Here is a 14885-nt window from a genome sequence, read left to right on the forward strand (position 1 = left end):
ATTTCGGTGTTTCTGGCCCCAGCGAGCACCTCGCCGCGCCATTTTCTGCATTACAAGCGCACCTCTCCTGCATTCGTCAGTAAATGTCGGCGTGCCATCCATAGGTTCGACAGGGCGAACAGCGTCACCAGTTGCGCGGTGTTCTTCACCAGCCCCCGGAAACGCACCTTGGTGTAGCCAAACTGCCGCTTGATCACGCGAAATGGATGCTCGACCTTGGCGCGCACCTGGGCCTTGGCCTTCTCGATCTTGCGCTTGGCCTTGTACAACGCGCTGCGCTTATCGAGTTTCTTGTAGGTGCTGCGGCGTGCCGCCACCTGCCAGATAACCTTACGATCGACATGCTCTGGACGTTTCTCAACGCCGGTGTAGCCCGCGTCCGTACAAACCACGTTCTCGTCGCCATGCAGCAACTTGTCGACCTGAGTAACGTCCGCAACGTTGGCCGCCGTACCCACCACGCTGTGCACCAGGCCCGACTCGTCATCCACGCCGATGTGCGCCTTCATGCCGAAGTAGAACTGCTGGCCTTTCTTGGTCTGGTGCATTTCCGGGTCGCGCTTGCCGTCCTTGTTCTTGGTCGAACTCGGCGCATGGATCAGTGTGGCATCGACGATGGTGCCCTGGCGCAGCGACAGACCACGATCACCCAGGTAACCGTTGATCACACCGAGGATGCCGGCCGCCAGTTCATGTTTTTCCAGCAGGCGACGGAAGTTGAGGATGGTGGTTTCATCAGGAATGCGTTCCAGGCTCAACCCGGCGAACTGGCGCAGGATGGTGGTCTCGTACAGCGCTTCCTCCATCGCCGGATCGCTGTAGCCAAACCAATTCTGCATCAGATGTATGCGCAGCATCGCCATCAACGGATACGCCGGACGACCGCCTTCACCCTTCGGGTAGTGCGGCTCGATCAGGGCAATCAACCCCTTCCACGGCACCACCTGATCCATCTCGATCAGGAACAGCTCTTTGCGGGTCTGCTTGCGCTTGCCGGCGTACTCGGCGTCGGCGAAGGTCATTTGCTTCATCGGAAAACTCGGCGGGTGGAGTCCGGGTATTTTGCCAAAATCAGGAAGTCTTTTTCAGGATTTCCCTAAACCATTCAGCTGCCATTCAGCCTGAACCGCCGTCACAAGCCTGCGCAAAGACAGCTATCCTCAATGGTCAGGACCTTACCGACAACCCTGACAGAGGTGAAGAAATGCCAGTTCCGCACGATCTGCTCGCTGACCTGCACGTTACCGCTGATGCATTCCAGGCACTCATAGAGAAGGATCAGGACCTGCACAAACTGCACAAGGAGTACAACGCCAAGGACAAGGAGGTGGTAGCCGCCGAAGGCAACGGCACCAACGACGAGGCCGTCAACCGCCTGCGCAAGGAAAGGTTGCTGATCAAGGACAAGATCGAACGGATCATTCATCCGCCCAAATCCTGACAGGCATTTATTGAATCCACCGGCCTCTTCGCGGGCAAGCCCGCTCCTACACCGATGTGCAGACCGTCGTAGGAGCGGGTTCACCCGCGAAAGGGCCGGGCCTGCTGGCCAGTATCCCTGGCCGTTCACCGTTGCCGTCGCTACCGTATTCGCGGGTACCCCCCCTACGCGCAGACCGTCGTAGAAACAGGTTCACCCGCGAAAGGGCCGGGCCTGCTGACCAATGTCCCTGGCCACTCACCGTTGCCGTCGCCTCCGTATTCGCGGGTAAACCCGCTCCTACGCCAATGTGCAGACCGTCGTAGGAGCGGGTTCACCCGCGAAAGGGCCGGGCCTGCTGCCCAGTATCCCTGGCCGTTCACCGTTGCCGCCGCTACCGTATTCGCGGGTAAACCCGCTCCTACGCCAATGTGCAGACCGTCGTAGGAGCGGGTTTACCCGCGAAAGGGCCGGGCCTGCTGGCCAGTATCCCTGGCCGTTCGCCGTTCTCGCCGCTACCGTATTCGCGGGTAAACCCGCTCCTACGCCAATGTGCAGACCGTCGTAGGAGCGGGTTTACCCGCGAAAGGGCCGGGCCTGCTGGCCAATACCCCTGGCCGTTCACCGTTGCCGTCGCCTCCGTATTCGCGGGTAAACCCGCTCCTACGCCAATGTGCAGACCGTCGTAGGAGCGGGTTTACCCGCGAAAGGGCCGGGCCTGCTGGCCAATACCCCTGGCCGTTCACCGTTGCCGTCGCCTCCGTATTCGCGGGTAAACCCGCTCCTACCACCTGCAGGAGCGGGCGAGCCCGCGAAGAGGCTTGCAGCCCTACACAGCAACCAGCGCTTTCAACGCCCCATCCAGGTCCTCGACCAGGTCAAGGTAATCCTCGATACCTACCGACAACCGCAACAGGTTCTCGCTGATCCCCATCACCCCTTTCTGCTCTGGGCTCAGCGAGCAGTGCGACATGCTCCAGGAATGGTTGATCATGCTTTCCACCCCACCCAGCGAGTCGGCCAGGACAAAGATCTGCAGCGCCTCCACCAGGCGGTTGAGCGCGGCGCGGTCGCCTTTCACTTTCATCGCCACCACCGCCCCGCCACTGCGCATCTGGCGTTTGCACAGCTCATACTGAGGGTGGCTTTCCAGCCCTGGGTAATACACCTGCTCGACCTGCGCGTGACCTTCCAGGAAGCGCGCCACCTGCAGGGCATTGGCACACTGGCGCTCCATGCGCACATCCAGGGTCTTCAGACCGCGCAGGGCCAGGTAGCAGTCGAACGGCCCCTGCACCGCCCCTATCGCCATGCTGATACGGCGCAGGCGCGCCAGCAACGCATCATTGGCCGCCACCACCACACCGCCGGTGAGGTCGGAGTGGCCACCGATGTACTTGCTGGCCGAGTGCATCACCAGGTCCACACCCAGGGTGATCGGACGCTGGTTCCACGGCGAGCAGAAGGTGTTGTCGATGCAGGTGAGGATGCCCTTGGCCTTGGCCAGGTCGCACACCGCCTTGATGTCGACCAGGTGCAGCAACGGGTTGGTCGGCGACTCGATCCAGATCAGCTGGGTTTCCGGCTTGATCGCAGCCGCTACGGCTTCAAGGTCGTTGAGATCGACATAGGTGGTGGTCAGCCCCGAGGTGCGGCTGCGGTAATCTTCCATGATGCGGAACGTGCCACCGTACACGCCGTTCATCACCACCACGTGGGCATCCTTGGGCAGCAGCTCAAGCACGGTTGCGGTGGCATTGACCCCCGAGGCGCAGGCCACAGCGCCCACGCCTTCTTCCAAGGCAGCGACACAGGTTTCGTACGCATGCCGGGTGGGGTTGCCGACGCGGCTGTAGGAATATTCCGGTTTATCGTCCAGGCTGCGCTTGGTAAACGAACTGGCGGTGACGATGGCCGGAAAAATGGCGTTATCGGCAACGCTGAACTGCTCGCCGGCGTGAATGGTACGGGTGGCGAAATTGCGCGGCTTGTCGGACATGGTCAGGCCCATTGGCAGAATGAAAGCTGCAACTATCGCACAACCCAAATCATCTGGCCTTGGGGTAATCTGTGAAATATTTTTCTGCACGGCCAGCGCGCGATATGGACAGTTTCGACCAGCACATTCTTACCCTGCTACAGCGTGATGCCTCGATCTCGCTGAAGGACCTGGCCGAGGCCGTCAACCTGTCCACCACACCGTGCTGGAAGCGGGTCAAGCGCCTGGAGGAAGACGGCTACATCCTAGGCCGCGTCGCCCTGCTGGACCCCGAACGGCTAGGCTTGGGACTCACCGTGTTCGTCCAGCTCAAGACCCAGCGTCACGACAGCGCATGGCTGGAGCAGTTTGCTGCGACGGTGACCGGGTTCGAGGAAGTGATGGAGTGCTACCGCATGTCCGGGGACTGGGACTACATGCTGCGGGTGGTGGTGGGTGATATTGCGGCGTATGACCGGTTCTACAAAAAGCTGATTACCCGTACCGATGGGTTGTCGAACATCACGTCCAGTTTTGCCATGGAGCAGATGAAGTACACCACGGCTTACCCGGTGCATCGCGCCTGACCGGTGCTGGACTCTTCGCGGGCAACCTCACAGGATCACCTCAACCTCAAGCGCTGTGGGGTCCCGTAGGAGCGGGTTCACCCGCGAAGAGGCCAGCACAGGCACCCCATCAATCCGAGGCCAACACCGCCGCAATGCGGTTCCCCGCCTTGGCCTTTTCGACCTTGATCGCCACGAATTTCGAGGTCGGGGTATAGGTCCCCTCACCATAACTTTCCAGCGGTACCAACGGGTTGGTTTCCGGGTAATACGCCGCCGCCTGCCCCTCAGGCACGTCATACGCCACCAGGCGGAACCCGGACACCCGCCGCTCCACGCCATCCTCCCACAACGACACAAGGTCTACCTGTTCACCCGGTTCGAAGCCCAGGCGACGGATGTCCGCCTCATTGACGAACACCACTTCACGCAGGCCGAACACCCCACGGTAGCGGTCGTCCAGGCCATACAGGGTGGTGTTGTACTGATCGTGCGAACGCAGGGTCTGCAAAATCAGGTCGGGCTTGTCACCACGGGCCAGTACCTTGGCGTTGACCAGTTCCTCGGGCAGCGCGTGGGGCATGAAGCGGGCTTTGCCCGTGGCCGTGCGGAAGTTGCGATCGGCGGCATTGTTGCCAAGGTGGAACCCGCCGGGGCTGTTCAAGCGTTCATTGAAACCGGTAAAGCCCGGAATCACGTCAGCGATCATGTCGCGAATGCGGTTGTAATCCGCCACCGCGTGCTCCCAGTCGATCGGCTGGTTGCCCAGCGTGGCCTTGGCCATGCCGGCAATGATCCACGGTTCCGAGCGCATATGCGGCGAGCGCGGGCGCAACTGGCCGTTGGAGATGTGCACCATGCTGAAGGTGTCCTCCACGGTCACGCCTTGCGGCCCTTCGGCCTGCAGGTCGATTTCGGTACGGCCTAGGCACGGCAGGATCAGCGCATCGCGGCCGGTGACCAGGTGCGAGCGGTTGAGCTTGGTGGAAATCTGCACGGTCAACGCGCAGTTCTGCAGCGCCGCGTGGGTGCGCGCGGTGTCCGGGGTGGCTTGGGCAAAGTTGCCGCCCAGGCCGATGAACACCTTGGCCCGCCCCTCTTCCATAGCCTTGATCGCCAACACTGCGTTGTGCCCATGGGTACGCGGCACACTGAACTGGAAACGTTGTTCGATGGCATCGAGTAGCGCCGCCGAGGGTTTCTCGTCAATGCCCATGGTACGGTCACCCTGCACGTTACTGTGGCCACGCACCGGCGACAGGCCTGCGCCGGGCTTACCGACGTTGCCGCGCAGCAGCTGCAGGTTGACGATTTCCTGCACGGTCGGCACCGAATGGCGGTGCTGTGTGACGCCCATGGCCCAGCACATGATGACCCGCTCGGCCTTGCGGTACATGCGGGCGGCCAGCTCGATCTCGGCCAGGGTCAAGCCCGATTGTTTGACGATGTGCTCCCAGGACGTGGCGTCCACCGCCGCCAGGTAATCGTCGACGCCGCTGGTGTGCTCGGCGATGAAGGCATGGTCGAACACCGCCGGCTCGCCCTTGGCCTGTGCCTCGCGCTCCCATTGCAACAAGTACTTGGCAATACCGCGCATTGCCGCCATGTCCCCACCCAAGGCCGGGCGGAAGTAGGCGCTGGAGGTCGGCTCGGAGCCGTTGCTGAGCATTTCGAACGGGTGCTGCGGGTGCTGGAAGCGCTCAAGGCCACGCTCTTTCAGCGGGTTGAAGCAGACGACCTGGGCGCCACGCTTGACCGCTTCGCGCAGGGGTTCGAGCATGCGCGGGTGGTTGGTGCCGGGGTTCTGCCCGATGACGAATATCGCGTCGGCCAGCTCCAGATCGTGGAACACCACGGTGCCCTTGCCCACCCCGAGGGTTTCCGACATGCCCGCGCCGCTGGCTTCGTGGCACATGTTCGAGCAATCCGGGAAGTTGTTGGTGCCGTAGGCACGCACGAACAGCTGGTAAAGGAACGCCGCTTCGTTGCTGGCCCGGCCCGAGGTGTAGAATTCGGCTTCATCCGGCGACTGCAGCGCACGCAGGTGCCTGGCGACCAGCTCGAAGGCCTCCTGCCAGGTGGTTTCGACATAGTGGTCGGTGGCGGCGTCGTAGCGCATCGGGTGGGTGAGGCGGCCCTGGTATTCAAGCCAGTAGTCGGTCTGCTCCTTCAGCGCGCTGACGCTGTATTTGGCGAAGAAAGCCGGGTCGACCGAGCGGCCGGTGGCTTCCCAGTTGACCGCCTTGGCGCCGTTTTCGCAGAACTTGACCATGTCGCTTTCCGGCGACTCGCCCCAGGCACAGCCGGGGCAGTCGAAACCGCCGTTCTGGTTGGTCTTGAGCATGGCCCGCAGGTTCTTGAAGGCGTTGTCGCTGCCCAGCCAGCTCTTGGTCACGCTTTTGAGCGCCCCCCAGCCGGCAGCGGCGCCCTTGTAGTCCCTGATGTGTTCGTCCTGGCTCATGCGATGAATCCTCACGCTTCGATGCTTTTTTCCAGCCTATGGAGCGTGGGAAGGAGCGTCCAATCGAAAGATCTTACGGCGTGATAAGCGGTTTCGATCATGGCTGCCAGAGGCTGTCCCAGGCGATAGAGGCCATCGATCAACCGGTCAGGCAAAGCAATTTGACGGCCTTGCGGCCAGGTTATAGCTTGGAGTCATGTCCCAACCCATTCGAGTGCGAACGTGGAACAGAACAGCCGGGCCCTGATCGACGGCTTCAACCGGAAAATCGACTACCTGCGGATGTCGGTCACCGACCGCTGTGACTTCCGTTGCGTGTACTGCATGGCCGAAGACATGCAGTTTCTGCCGCGCCAGCAAATCCTCAGCCTCGAAGAACTGTTCCAGGTGGCCGAACGCTTCGTCGCGCTGGGCACCCGAAAGATCCGCCTGACGGGTGGCGAGCCACTGGTACGCCAGGGCATCGTCGACCTGTGCGGGCGCATCGCCGCCCTGCCCGGCCTGCGCGAGCTGTGCCTGACCAGCAACGGCTCGCAACTCGGGCGCCTGGCTCAGCCGCTGTTCGACGCCGGGGTGACACGCCTGAACATCAGCCTGGATAGCCTGGATGCCGACCGTTTCAAGCAGCTGACCCGCACCGGCGACCTAGCCCAGGTAATCGCCGGCATCGACGCCGCACGCCAGGCCGGTTTCAAACGCACCAAGCTCAACTGCGTGGTACTCAAAGGCCGCAACGACCATGAACTGGTCGATCTGGTGCGCTTTGCCATCGAACGCGAGCTGGACATCACCTTCATCGAGGAAATGCCGCTGGGGGTAATAAGCGAGCATGAACGTGGCGAATCGTTCTGCTCCAGCGATGAAGTACGGGCACGCCTGGCCGAGCAGTTCACGCTGGTCGAATCGACAGAGTCGTCCATGGGGCCGGCCCGCTACTGGCGCCTGGCCGAAGCCGCGAACACCCGGGTCGGCTTCATTTCCCCGCACAGCCACAACTTCTGCGCCACCTGCAACCGCGTGCGCCTTACCGTAGAAGGCCGCCTGCTGCTGTGCCTGGGCAACGAACACTCGGTCGACCTCAAGCACGTGCTGCGCGCCCACCCGGGCAACCCCGAACGCCTGGAAAAGGCCATTCGCGATTCGCTGCACCTCAAGCCCTATCGCCATCACTTCGAAGTCGGTGGCGATGTGCAGATCCTGCGCTTCATGAACATGACCGGCGGCTGAGCAGCCGTCTTTGGATTTCCATGATCGTCCCCCCCTCCACCGATGTGTTGCGCGTGTTGTTCACCCTCAAGGGATCGATCGTCAAACGCATTGCCCTGCGTTGCCTGATGGTGACACTGCTGGCCGCGCTGATCGTGCTGGTCGAGCGGCATTTCCCGACGTATTTCTACCCGGTCAGCGCCACGCCGTTCACCTTGCTGGGCCTGTCGCTGTCGATCTTCATGAGCTTTCGAAACAATGCGTGCTACGACCGTTGGTGGGAGGGGCGCAAGGCCTGGGGCAAACTGATTATCGAAACCCGCTCGTTCGTGCGGGAAAGCGTGGCGATTACCGACGAAACACTGCGCGCCGAACTGCTGCGAAACCTGTGTGGTTTCGCCCATGCACTCAATGCCCGGCTGCGTAACGAGGACGAACGGGCAGCTGCCAGGCCGTGGCTGGCCAGGGCCGATGCGATCAGCCCGCACAATGTGTGCGACGGCATCCTGCGTGAAATCGGCGAACACTGTTCACGGTTGGCCGCACAGCAACAGATCAGCGAATGGCGCTACAACCTGCTGGAGCAGCGCCTGGTGGGCCTGACCGAAGTGCAGGCCACCTGTGAGCGGATCAAGGGCACACCCTTGCCGTTCCCCTACACGCTGCTGCTGCACCGTACTATCTACATTTTCTGCCTGCTGCTGCCGTTTGCCCTGGCCGAGCCACTGGGCTGGCTGGCACCGCTGTTCACCACCATCGTGGGGTACACGTTCTTCGGGCTGGATGCGATCGGCAACGAGCTGGAAGACCCGTTCGGGCGCGATGAGAACGATCTGCCGACCGATGCCATGGTGCGGACTGTGGAGCGCGATGTGCTGGCCGGGCTAGGGGAACAGCAGCTACCTCCCGCCTTGTTGCCGGTGGGGTATGTGTTGAGCTGACGGTGGGTGGTTGCCTGTTCTGGCCTCTTCGCGGGTAAACCCGCTCCTACATCGGCAACAGGTGTTTGACGAAGTTGCAGGGCCGGTGCCGTGCATCCAGCTGCTCGGCCAGAATGCCTTCCCAGGCGGTGCGGCAGGCCCCGGTCGAGCCCGGCAGGCAGCACACCAACGTGCGGTTGGACAACCCGGCCAACGCCCGGCTCTGCACGGTCGAGCTGCCAATATCGAGAATCGACAATGCCCGGAACAACTCGCCAAACCCATCGATACGCTTGTCCAGCAGGCACTCGACCGCTTCGGGTGTGCTGTCGCGCCCGGTAAAGCCGGTACCGCCGGTGATCAGCACCACCTGCACCTGTTCATCGGCAATCCAGCTGGCCACCTGAGCGCGGATCTTGTACAGGTCGTCCTTGAGCAGCGCTCGCGCCACCAGCCGGTGACCGACCTCGACCGAGCGGTTGGCCAGCAGCGCGCCGGAAGTATCGTTGTCGTAGGTACGGGTGTCGCTGACAGTCAGCACGGCGATGTTCAGCGGTACGAAGACCGCATCAAGTTGGACGCGCACGGTGAAGCTCCTTGAAGGGCATTTTCACCACGCTAGAGGCATACCCCCAGAGGCGTCCAATCGATATGACGTACCGGCCGATCAATGACATCTATCGCAGACGTGGGTTAAGGTCTGCATAACCAGACGCCAGGCACTTCCATGGACATCAAGCAGCTCAAGTTCCTCATCGCCCTCGACCAGACCCGCCACTTCGGCCAGGCGGCGGCGCTGTGCCATATCACCCAACCGACGCTGTCCATGCGCCTGCGCAACCTGGAAGACGAACTGGACCTGGTGCTGGTCAAGCGGGGCCAGCGCTTCGAAGGTTTCACCGAGGCCGGCGAGCGCATCCTGGCCTGGGCCCGTACCCTGCTCGCTGCCCATGACGGCCTGCAGGCCGAGGCTGCCAGTTGCCGTGGCCAGGTGGTCGGCAGCCTGCGCCTGGGCACGGTGCCGCTGGCCAGTTTCAACCCCATGCACCTGCTGCTGCCCCTGCGCGAAAAATACCCCGAACTGCACTTTCAGCTCAGCTCGCTGAGTTCGGAACAGGTCATCGACGGCCTCAGCCGCAACCAGCTCGACCTGGGTATCTGCTACCTGGACCAGGTCAACACCAGCTTCTTCGAAGTGATCGAACTCGGCACCACCACCATGGGCCTGCTGCACGATACACGGCACTTCCAGTTCGCCAGCGACCGGCTGCGCTGGGATGAGCTCGGTGATATTCCGCTGGGGCTGTTGAGCAAAGGCATGCACTACCGCCAGTCGCTGGACCTGAGCTTCCGCAGCCGTGGTCTGGAGCCCAATGCGGTGCTTGAGAGCGACTCGAGCTTCCAGCTTATCCAGGCCATCAACACCGGCATATGTTGCGCGATCATGCCACTGGACTGCGGCCTGGAAGACCTCAGCGAGCACCTGCGCATCGTACCGGTGGCCGACGCCGCCATCCACAGCCCGGTCGGCCTGCTGCTGCGCCGCAGCGAGCCGCGCTCGGCGATTGCCGAGCAATGCTTTGCCGAGGCCCGGGGGTTGTTTCAGGCCACCTGATCGGCGGTAGCCTGGCGATACTGGCGTGGCGTAAAGCCGGTCAGTTGCTTGAACTGGCGGCTGAAAGCGCTGTGGTCAGTGTAGCCGCAGCGCATCGCCACTTCAGTGATCGGCAGCTCCGAATGCAGCAGGCGATGGGCATGCTCCAGGCGCGCCTTGTGGATCATCTGCCGGGGCGTGAGGTGGAACACCCGCTTGCAATAGCGCTCCAGCTGGGCCACGGAGATACCGGCGATGCGGGTTAGCTCGCCCATGCTGATCGGCTGGTGAAAATGCTGGCGAATGTGCTCGTCCACTGCGGCCAGGCGTTGATAGGCGGGGTGGCTGTCGGCGGCTGACTGCAAGTCGACCGAGATGCCGACCAGGCCGATGATCTCGCCCGCCTGGTTGTACAGCGGGCGCTTGTGGGTCAGGCACCAGCCGGGTTCACGGCTGCCGTACAGGTGCAGCTCCAGTTGGTCCTCCAGCACCATCCCTTCCTTGAGCACCCGGCGGTCCTGCTCGGTGTACCCAGGGCCCAGCTGTGCCGGGAACACTTCGGCGCTGGTCTTGCCCAGCAGCGGTTGCAAGCGCTTGAGGCCGCAGCGCTGGACCAAGGTGTTGTTGGCCAGCACGTAGCGGGCGGCCGGGTCCTTGATGAAGATTGCGGCGTTGGGGATGGCGTCGAGCATCGGCAGCAACAGCGATACGCCGGCGAGCAGGGCCTCGAGGGTGGCGGGGCGGTGCTGGTCGAGAGACTGGTAGAGGGTTGCCAGGGGGGCGTCGGTCATCTGTCGGTTCTCTGCTGGCTGGGCCGGCCTCTTCGCGGGTGAACCCGCTCCTACAGGGCCCCCACAGATTTCGAATCCTGTGCGGTGCCTGTGGGAGCGGGTTCACCCGCGAAAGGGCCGGCACTAGCACTGCATCTCTCAAACCCTTATCCGGTATGGCTTTGAGCCTATCCCCCCGCTTTGCGCCTTACCACTGTTTTTCTGCAACTGTGCCGATTTCGTCATCCCCCTTGCAGAAAACCATCAAGAACCGCCGCCCCGACCGGTTCACTCTATGCCCCACGCAAGCCGCCCAAGTCCTACAAGAGCGCGGCCCAAAAAGCCGCATCTCGTGACATCAGACCTGCCTATCCAATAACCAACAAAAAGGCGAACCCATGTCAGGCAAATTCAAAAAACAGTTATCACTGCTGGACCTCACCTTCATCGGCCTAGGGGCCATTTTCGGCTCCGGCTGGCTGTTCGCCGCCAGCCACGTGTCGGCCATCGCCGGCCCGGCCGGCATCCTCTCCTGGTTTCTCGGCGGGTTCGCCGTACTGCTGCTGGGTATCGTCTACTGCGAGCTGGGCGCCGCCCTGCCACGTGCCGGCGGCGTGGTGCGCTACCCGGTTTACTCGCACGGCCCACTGCTCGGCTACCTGATGGGTTTCATCACCCTGATCGCCTTTTCCAGCCTGATCGCCATCGAAGTGGTCGCCTCACGCCAATACGCCGCCGCCTGGTTCCCCGGGCTGACCAAGGCCGGCTCCAGCGACCCAACCGTGCTCGGCTGGCTGGTGCAGTTCGCCCTGTTGGGGCTGTTCTTCTTCCTCAACTACCGCAGCGTGAAAACCTTCGCCAAGGCCAACAACCTGGTCAGCGTGTTCAAGTTCATCGTGCCGCTGCTGGTGATCGGCGTGCTGTTCACCTTCTTCAAGCCAGAAAACTTCGAGGTCCAGGGCTTTGCCCCGTTCGGCCTGTCCGGGGTGGAAATGGCCGTATCCGCCGGCGGCATCATCTTCGCCTACCTCGGCCTGACGCCGATCATTTCGGTGGCCAGCGAGGTCAAGAACCCGCAGCGCACCATCCCGATTGCGCTGATTCTTTCGGTGTTGCTGTCCACCGCGATCTACGCTTTGCTGCAACTGGCCTTCCTCGGCAGCGTGCCGACCGAAATGTTGGCCAACGGCTGGGCCAGCGTGACCAAGGAACTGGCCCTGCCCTACCGTGACATCGCCCTGGCGCTGGGTGTGGGCTGGCTGGCCTACCTGGTGGTGGCCGACGCAGTGATCTCGCCAAGCGGCTGCGGCAACATCTACATGAACGCCACCCCGCGCGTGATCTATGGCTGGGCGCAGACCGGCACCTTCTTCAAGTACTTCACCCGCATCGATGCAGAGTCCGGCATCCCGCGCCCGGCCCTGTGGCTGACATTTGGCCTGTCGGTGTTCTGGACCCTGCCCTTCCCATCGTGGGAAGCGCTGATCAACGTGGTGTCCGCCGCTCTGGTACTGAGCTACGCCGTAGCGCCGGTCAGCGTCGCCGCCCTGCGCCGCAATGCACCACACATGCCGCGCCCGTTCCGGGTCAAGGGCATGGCTGTGCTCGGCCCGCTGTCGTTCATCATCGCCGCGCTGATCGTGTACTGGTCGGGCTGGAACACCGTGTCGTGGCTGCTGGCCCTGCAGATCGTGATGTTCGTGCTGTACCTGCTGTGTAGCCGTTTCGTACCCACCCAGCACCTGTCGCTGGCCCAGCAAGTTCGCTCGTCGGCGTGGCTGATCGGGTTCTATGCGCTGACCATCCTGCTGTCGTGGCTGGGCAGCTTCGGCGGCTTGGGCGTCATCGGCCACCCATTCGACACCGTGGTCGTGGCGGCCTGCGCGCTGGGCATCTACTACTGGGGCGCGGCCACTGGCGTGCCTGCCCACCTGGTGCGCCTGGAAGGCGAGGACGAAAGCGAAGCCTGCGCTGAAACCTATACCGGCCGCCCTGCTGCCGTCGCTTCCTGATCTTTTACGCAAGGGACAAGCCCATGAAACAGATTCACGTCATCGACTCCCACACTGGCGGCGAACCAACCCGCCTGGTGATGAAGGGCTTTCCGCAACTGCACGGCCGCAGCATGGCCGAACAGCGCGACGAACTGCGCGAGCTGCACGACCGGTGGCGCCGCGCCTGCCTGCTGGAGCCACGCGGCAACGATGTGCTGGTTGGCGCACTGTACTGCCCGCCAGTGTCGGCCGACGCCACCTGCGGGGTGATCTTCTTCAACAACGCCGGTTACCTGAACATGTGCGGCCACGGCACCATCGGCCTGGTCGCCTCGCTACAGCACCTGGGCCTGATCGCACCGGGTGTGCACAAGATCGACACTCCGGTCGGCCAGGTCAGCGCCACCCTGCATGAAGACGGCGCCATCACCGTCGCCAACGTGCCCTCCTACCGCTACCGCCAGCATGTGGCGGTGAATGTGCCCGGCCATGGCGTGGTGCACGGCGACATCGCCTGGGGCGGCAACTGGTTCTTCCTCGTTGCCGAACACGGCCAGCGCATCGAGCTGGATAACCGCGAGGTGTTGACCGAGTACACCTGGGCCATGCTCAAGGCGCTCGAAGCCCAAGGCATCACCGGCGAAAACGGCGCGCCCATCGACCATGTCGAGCTGTTCGCCGACGACGCCAACGCCGACAGCCGCAACTTCGTGATGTGCCCCGGCAAGGCCTACGACCGCTCCCCATGCGGCACCGGCACCAGCGCCAAGCTGGCCTGCCTGGCCGCCGACGGCACGCTTGCCGAAGGCCAGACCTGGGTACAGGCCAGTATCACCGGCAGCCAGTTTCACGGCCGTTACGAGCGCGACGGCGAGCGTATTCGACCGTTCATCACCGGCCGCGCCCACATGACCGCCGACAGCACCCTGCTGATCGACGAACAGGACCCGTTCGCCTGGGGCATCTGAGCCCCCGGCCTTTTGACCAAACCCAATTTCGCCAGGAGTAACAACAATGACCAACAACATTTTCACCGGCACCATGCCCGCCCTGATGACCCCATGCACCGCCGAGCGCAAGCCGGACTTCGACGCCTTGGTGCGCAAGGGCCGCGAACTGATCGAAGCCGGCATGAGCGCGGTGGTGTACTGCGGCTCGATGGGTGACTGGCCGCTGCTGACCGAGGCCGAGCGCCAGGAAGGCGTGGCGCGCCTGGTGGCGGCCGGTATCCCGACCATCGTCGGCACGGGCGCAGTCAACACCCGTGAGGCAGTGTCGCATGCCGCCCACGCCGCCAAGGTCGGTGCCGCCGGCCTGATGGTCATCCCTCGCGTGCTCAGCCGCGGCGCCTCGCTGATCGCCCAGAAGCATCACTTCTCGGCCATCCTGGCTGCCGCGCCGAAGCTGCCGGCGGTGATCTACAACAGCCCCTACTACGGTTTTGCCACCCGCGCCGACCTGTTCTTCGAACTGCGTAGCGCGTTCCCCAACCTGATCGGTTTCAAGGAGTTCGGCGGTGGCGCCGACCTGCGCTACGCCGCCGAGCACATCACCTCCAAGGATGACGATGTCACCCTGATGGTCGGTGTCGACACCCAGGTGGTGCATGGCTTCGTCAACTGCAACGCCACCGGCGCCATCACCGGCATCGGCAACGCGCTGCCGCGCGAAGTGCTGCAACTGGTGAGCCTGAGCAAACAGGCCGCCAAAGGCGACGCCCGTGCCCGCCGCCTGGCGCGCGAGCTGGAAGCGGCGCTGGCGGTGCTGTCGTCGTTCGATGAAGGCTGCGACCTGGTGTTGTATTACAAGCACTTGATGGTGCTCAACGGCGACACCGAGTACAGCCTGCACTTCAACGAGACCGACGTCCTGACCGACGCCCAGCGCAACTATGCCGAACAGCAGTACGCGCTGTTCCGCAGCTGGTACGCCAGCTGGTCGGCTGAGCAGAACATCGCCTGAGCAGCCACTGCTCT

The 14885-nt window shown here is 63.1% G+C and carries 13 protein-coding genes; 8 read left to right on the top strand and 5 right to left on the bottom strand.

The window, feature by feature from the left end; all coding sequences use genetic code 11:
- Nucleotides 1-50: 50 nt before the first annotated feature.
- The gene (locus tag AA098_RS20770; RefSeq protein WP_064613796.1) at nucleotides 51-1031 is read right to left on the bottom strand and encodes an IS5 family transposase; all 981 of its coding nucleotides are present in this window, start codon (nucleotides 1029-1031) and stop codon (nucleotides 51-53) included.
- A gap of 173 nt (nucleotides 1032-1204) precedes the next feature.
- Here AA098_RS20770 and AA098_RS20775 point away from each other — a divergent pair, with 173 nt between their 5' ends.
- Nucleotides 1205-1441: a YdcH family protein gene (locus tag AA098_RS20775; protein ID WP_003254689.1), complete on the top strand. Its 237-nt coding sequence runs from the start codon at nucleotides 1205-1207 to the stop codon at nucleotides 1439-1441.
- An 808-nt stretch (nucleotides 1442-2249) separates the two neighbouring features.
- Here AA098_RS20775 and AA098_RS20780 read toward each other — a convergent pair.
- Nucleotides 2250-3431, bottom strand: a complete 1182-nt coding sequence (locus AA098_RS20780) for a PLP-dependent aspartate aminotransferase family protein (protein WP_064614963.1) — start codon at nucleotides 3429-3431, stop codon at nucleotides 2250-2252.
- Between the two features lie 92 nt (nucleotides 3432-3523).
- Between AA098_RS20780 and AA098_RS20785 the strand changes: the two genes are divergently transcribed.
- Nucleotides 3524-3985 carry an Lrp/AsnC family transcriptional regulator gene (locus tag AA098_RS20785; RefSeq protein WP_003254691.1) on the top strand — a complete coding sequence of 154 codons (462 nt, stop codon included), beginning with the start codon at nucleotides 3524-3526 and terminating at the stop codon, nucleotides 3983-3985.
- 109 nt (nucleotides 3986-4094) lie between these two features.
- On the opposite strand, the gene AA098_RS20790 is transcribed toward AA098_RS20785, so the two are convergent.
- The gene (locus tag AA098_RS20790) at nucleotides 4095-6425 is read right to left on the bottom strand and encodes an FdhF/YdeP family oxidoreductase (RefSeq protein WP_004575723.1); all 2331 of its coding nucleotides are present in this window, start codon (nucleotides 6423-6425) and stop codon (nucleotides 4095-4097) included.
- A gap of 222 nt (nucleotides 6426-6647) precedes the next feature.
- Between AA098_RS20790 and moaA the strand changes: the two genes are divergently transcribed.
- Together moaA and AA098_RS20800 are read left to right on the top strand one after the other, a co-directional pair.
- On the top strand, nucleotides 6648-7652 hold the full coding sequence (gene moaA, locus AA098_RS20795) for a GTP 3',8-cyclase MoaA (protein ID WP_003254695.1): 1005 nt from the start codon (nucleotides 6648-6650) through the stop codon (nucleotides 7650-7652).
- Nucleotides 7653-7672: 20 nt separating this feature from the next.
- Nucleotides 7673-8572, top strand: coding sequence for a bestrophin family protein (locus AA098_RS20800; RefSeq protein WP_047604273.1), 900 nt, complete (start codon nucleotides 7673-7675; stop codon nucleotides 8570-8572).
- A gap of 46 nt (nucleotides 8573-8618) precedes the next feature.
- Here the strand turns inward: AA098_RS20800 and moaB are convergent, their stop codons facing one another.
- Complete coding sequence (gene moaB / locus AA098_RS20805) at nucleotides 8619-9137, bottom strand: molybdenum cofactor biosynthesis protein B (protein ID WP_003254698.1); 519 nt, start codon at nucleotides 9135-9137, stop codon at nucleotides 8619-8621.
- Nucleotides 9138-9278: 141 nt separating this feature from the next.
- Here moaB and AA098_RS20810 point away from each other — a divergent pair, with 141 nt between their 5' ends.
- A complete protein-coding gene (locus AA098_RS20810; protein ID WP_003254701.1) occupies nucleotides 9279-10166 on the top strand; it encodes a LysR family transcriptional regulator in 888 nt (295 codons plus the stop codon).
- Here the strand turns inward: AA098_RS20810 and AA098_RS20815 are convergent.
- A complete protein-coding gene (locus AA098_RS20815; protein ID WP_003254703.1) occupies nucleotides 10154-10936 on the bottom strand; it encodes an AraC family transcriptional regulator in 783 nt (260 codons plus the stop codon). The two genes, AA098_RS20810 and AA098_RS20815, sit on opposite strands and share 13 nt — an antisense overlap.
- Nucleotides 10937-11313: 377 nt before the next feature.
- On the opposite strand from AA098_RS20815, the gene AA098_RS20820 reads away from it, so the two are divergent.
- Genes AA098_RS20820 through AA098_RS20830 form a run of 3 tightly spaced genes read left to right on the top strand, consistent with a single transcriptional unit; the run spans nucleotide 11314 to nucleotide 14871 of the window.
- Nucleotides 11314-12927: an APC family permease gene (locus tag AA098_RS20820; RefSeq protein ID WP_012051492.1), complete on the top strand. Its 1614-nt coding sequence runs from the start codon at nucleotides 11314-11316 to the stop codon at nucleotides 12925-12927.
- Between the two features lie 23 nt (nucleotides 12928-12950).
- Nucleotides 12951-13877: a 4-hydroxyproline epimerase gene (locus tag AA098_RS20825; protein ID WP_014860702.1), complete on the top strand. Its 927-nt coding sequence runs from the start codon at nucleotides 12951-12953 to the stop codon at nucleotides 13875-13877.
- A 46-nt stretch (nucleotides 13878-13923) separates the two neighbouring features.
- The gene (locus tag AA098_RS20830; protein ID WP_003254709.1) at nucleotides 13924-14871 is read left to right on the top strand and encodes a dihydrodipicolinate synthase family protein; all 948 of its coding nucleotides are present in this window, start codon (nucleotides 13924-13926) and stop codon (nucleotides 14869-14871) included.
- Nucleotides 14872-14885 lie beyond the last annotated feature (14 nt).

Origin of the sequence: Pseudomonas sp. JY-Q, assembly GCF_001655295.1 — a bacterium.
Taxonomy (GTDB): Bacteria; Pseudomonadota; Gammaproteobacteria; order Pseudomonadales; family Pseudomonadaceae; genus Aquipseudomonas; species Aquipseudomonas alloputida.

Bases quoted from the DNA above. Each gene is read 5' to 3' on its own strand.
- AA098_RS20810 (WP_003254701.1), top strand. From the start codon at position 9,279: ATGGACATCAAGCAGCTCAAGTTCCTCATCGCCCTCGACCAGACCCGC.
- AA098_RS20830 (WP_003254709.1), top strand. From the start codon at position 13,924: ATGACCAACAACATTTTCACCGGCACCATGCCCGCCCTGATGACCCCA.
- AA098_RS20800 (WP_047604273.1), top strand. From the start codon at position 7,673: ATGATCGTCCCCCCCTCCACCGATGTGTTGCGCGTGTTGTTCACCCTC.
- AA098_RS20820 (WP_012051492.1), top strand. From the start codon at position 11,314: ATGTCAGGCAAATTCAAAAAACAGTTATCACTGCTGGACCTCACCTTC.
- AA098_RS20815 (WP_003254703.1), bottom strand. From the start codon at position 10,936: ATGACCGACGCCCCCCTGGCAACCCTCTACCAGTCTCTCGACCAGCAC.
- AA098_RS20825 (WP_014860702.1), top strand. From the start codon at position 12,951: ATGAAACAGATTCACGTCATCGACTCCCACACTGGCGGCGAACCAACC.
- AA098_RS20790 (WP_004575723.1), bottom strand. From the start codon at position 6,425: ATGAGCCAGGACGAACACATCAGGGACTACAAGGGCGCCGCTGCCGGC.
- AA098_RS20775 (WP_003254689.1), top strand. From the start codon at position 1,205: ATGCCAGTTCCGCACGATCTGCTCGCTGACCTGCACGTTACCGCTGAT.
- AA098_RS20785 (WP_003254691.1), top strand. From the start codon at position 3,524: ATGGACAGTTTCGACCAGCACATTCTTACCCTGCTACAGCGTGATGCC.
- AA098_RS20780 (WP_064614963.1), bottom strand. From the start codon at position 3,431: ATGGGCCTGACCATGTCCGACAAGCCGCGCAATTTCGCCACCCGTACC.
- AA098_RS20770 (WP_064613796.1), bottom strand. From the start codon at position 1,031: ATGAAGCAAATGACCTTCGCCGACGCCGAGTACGCCGGCAAGCGCAAG.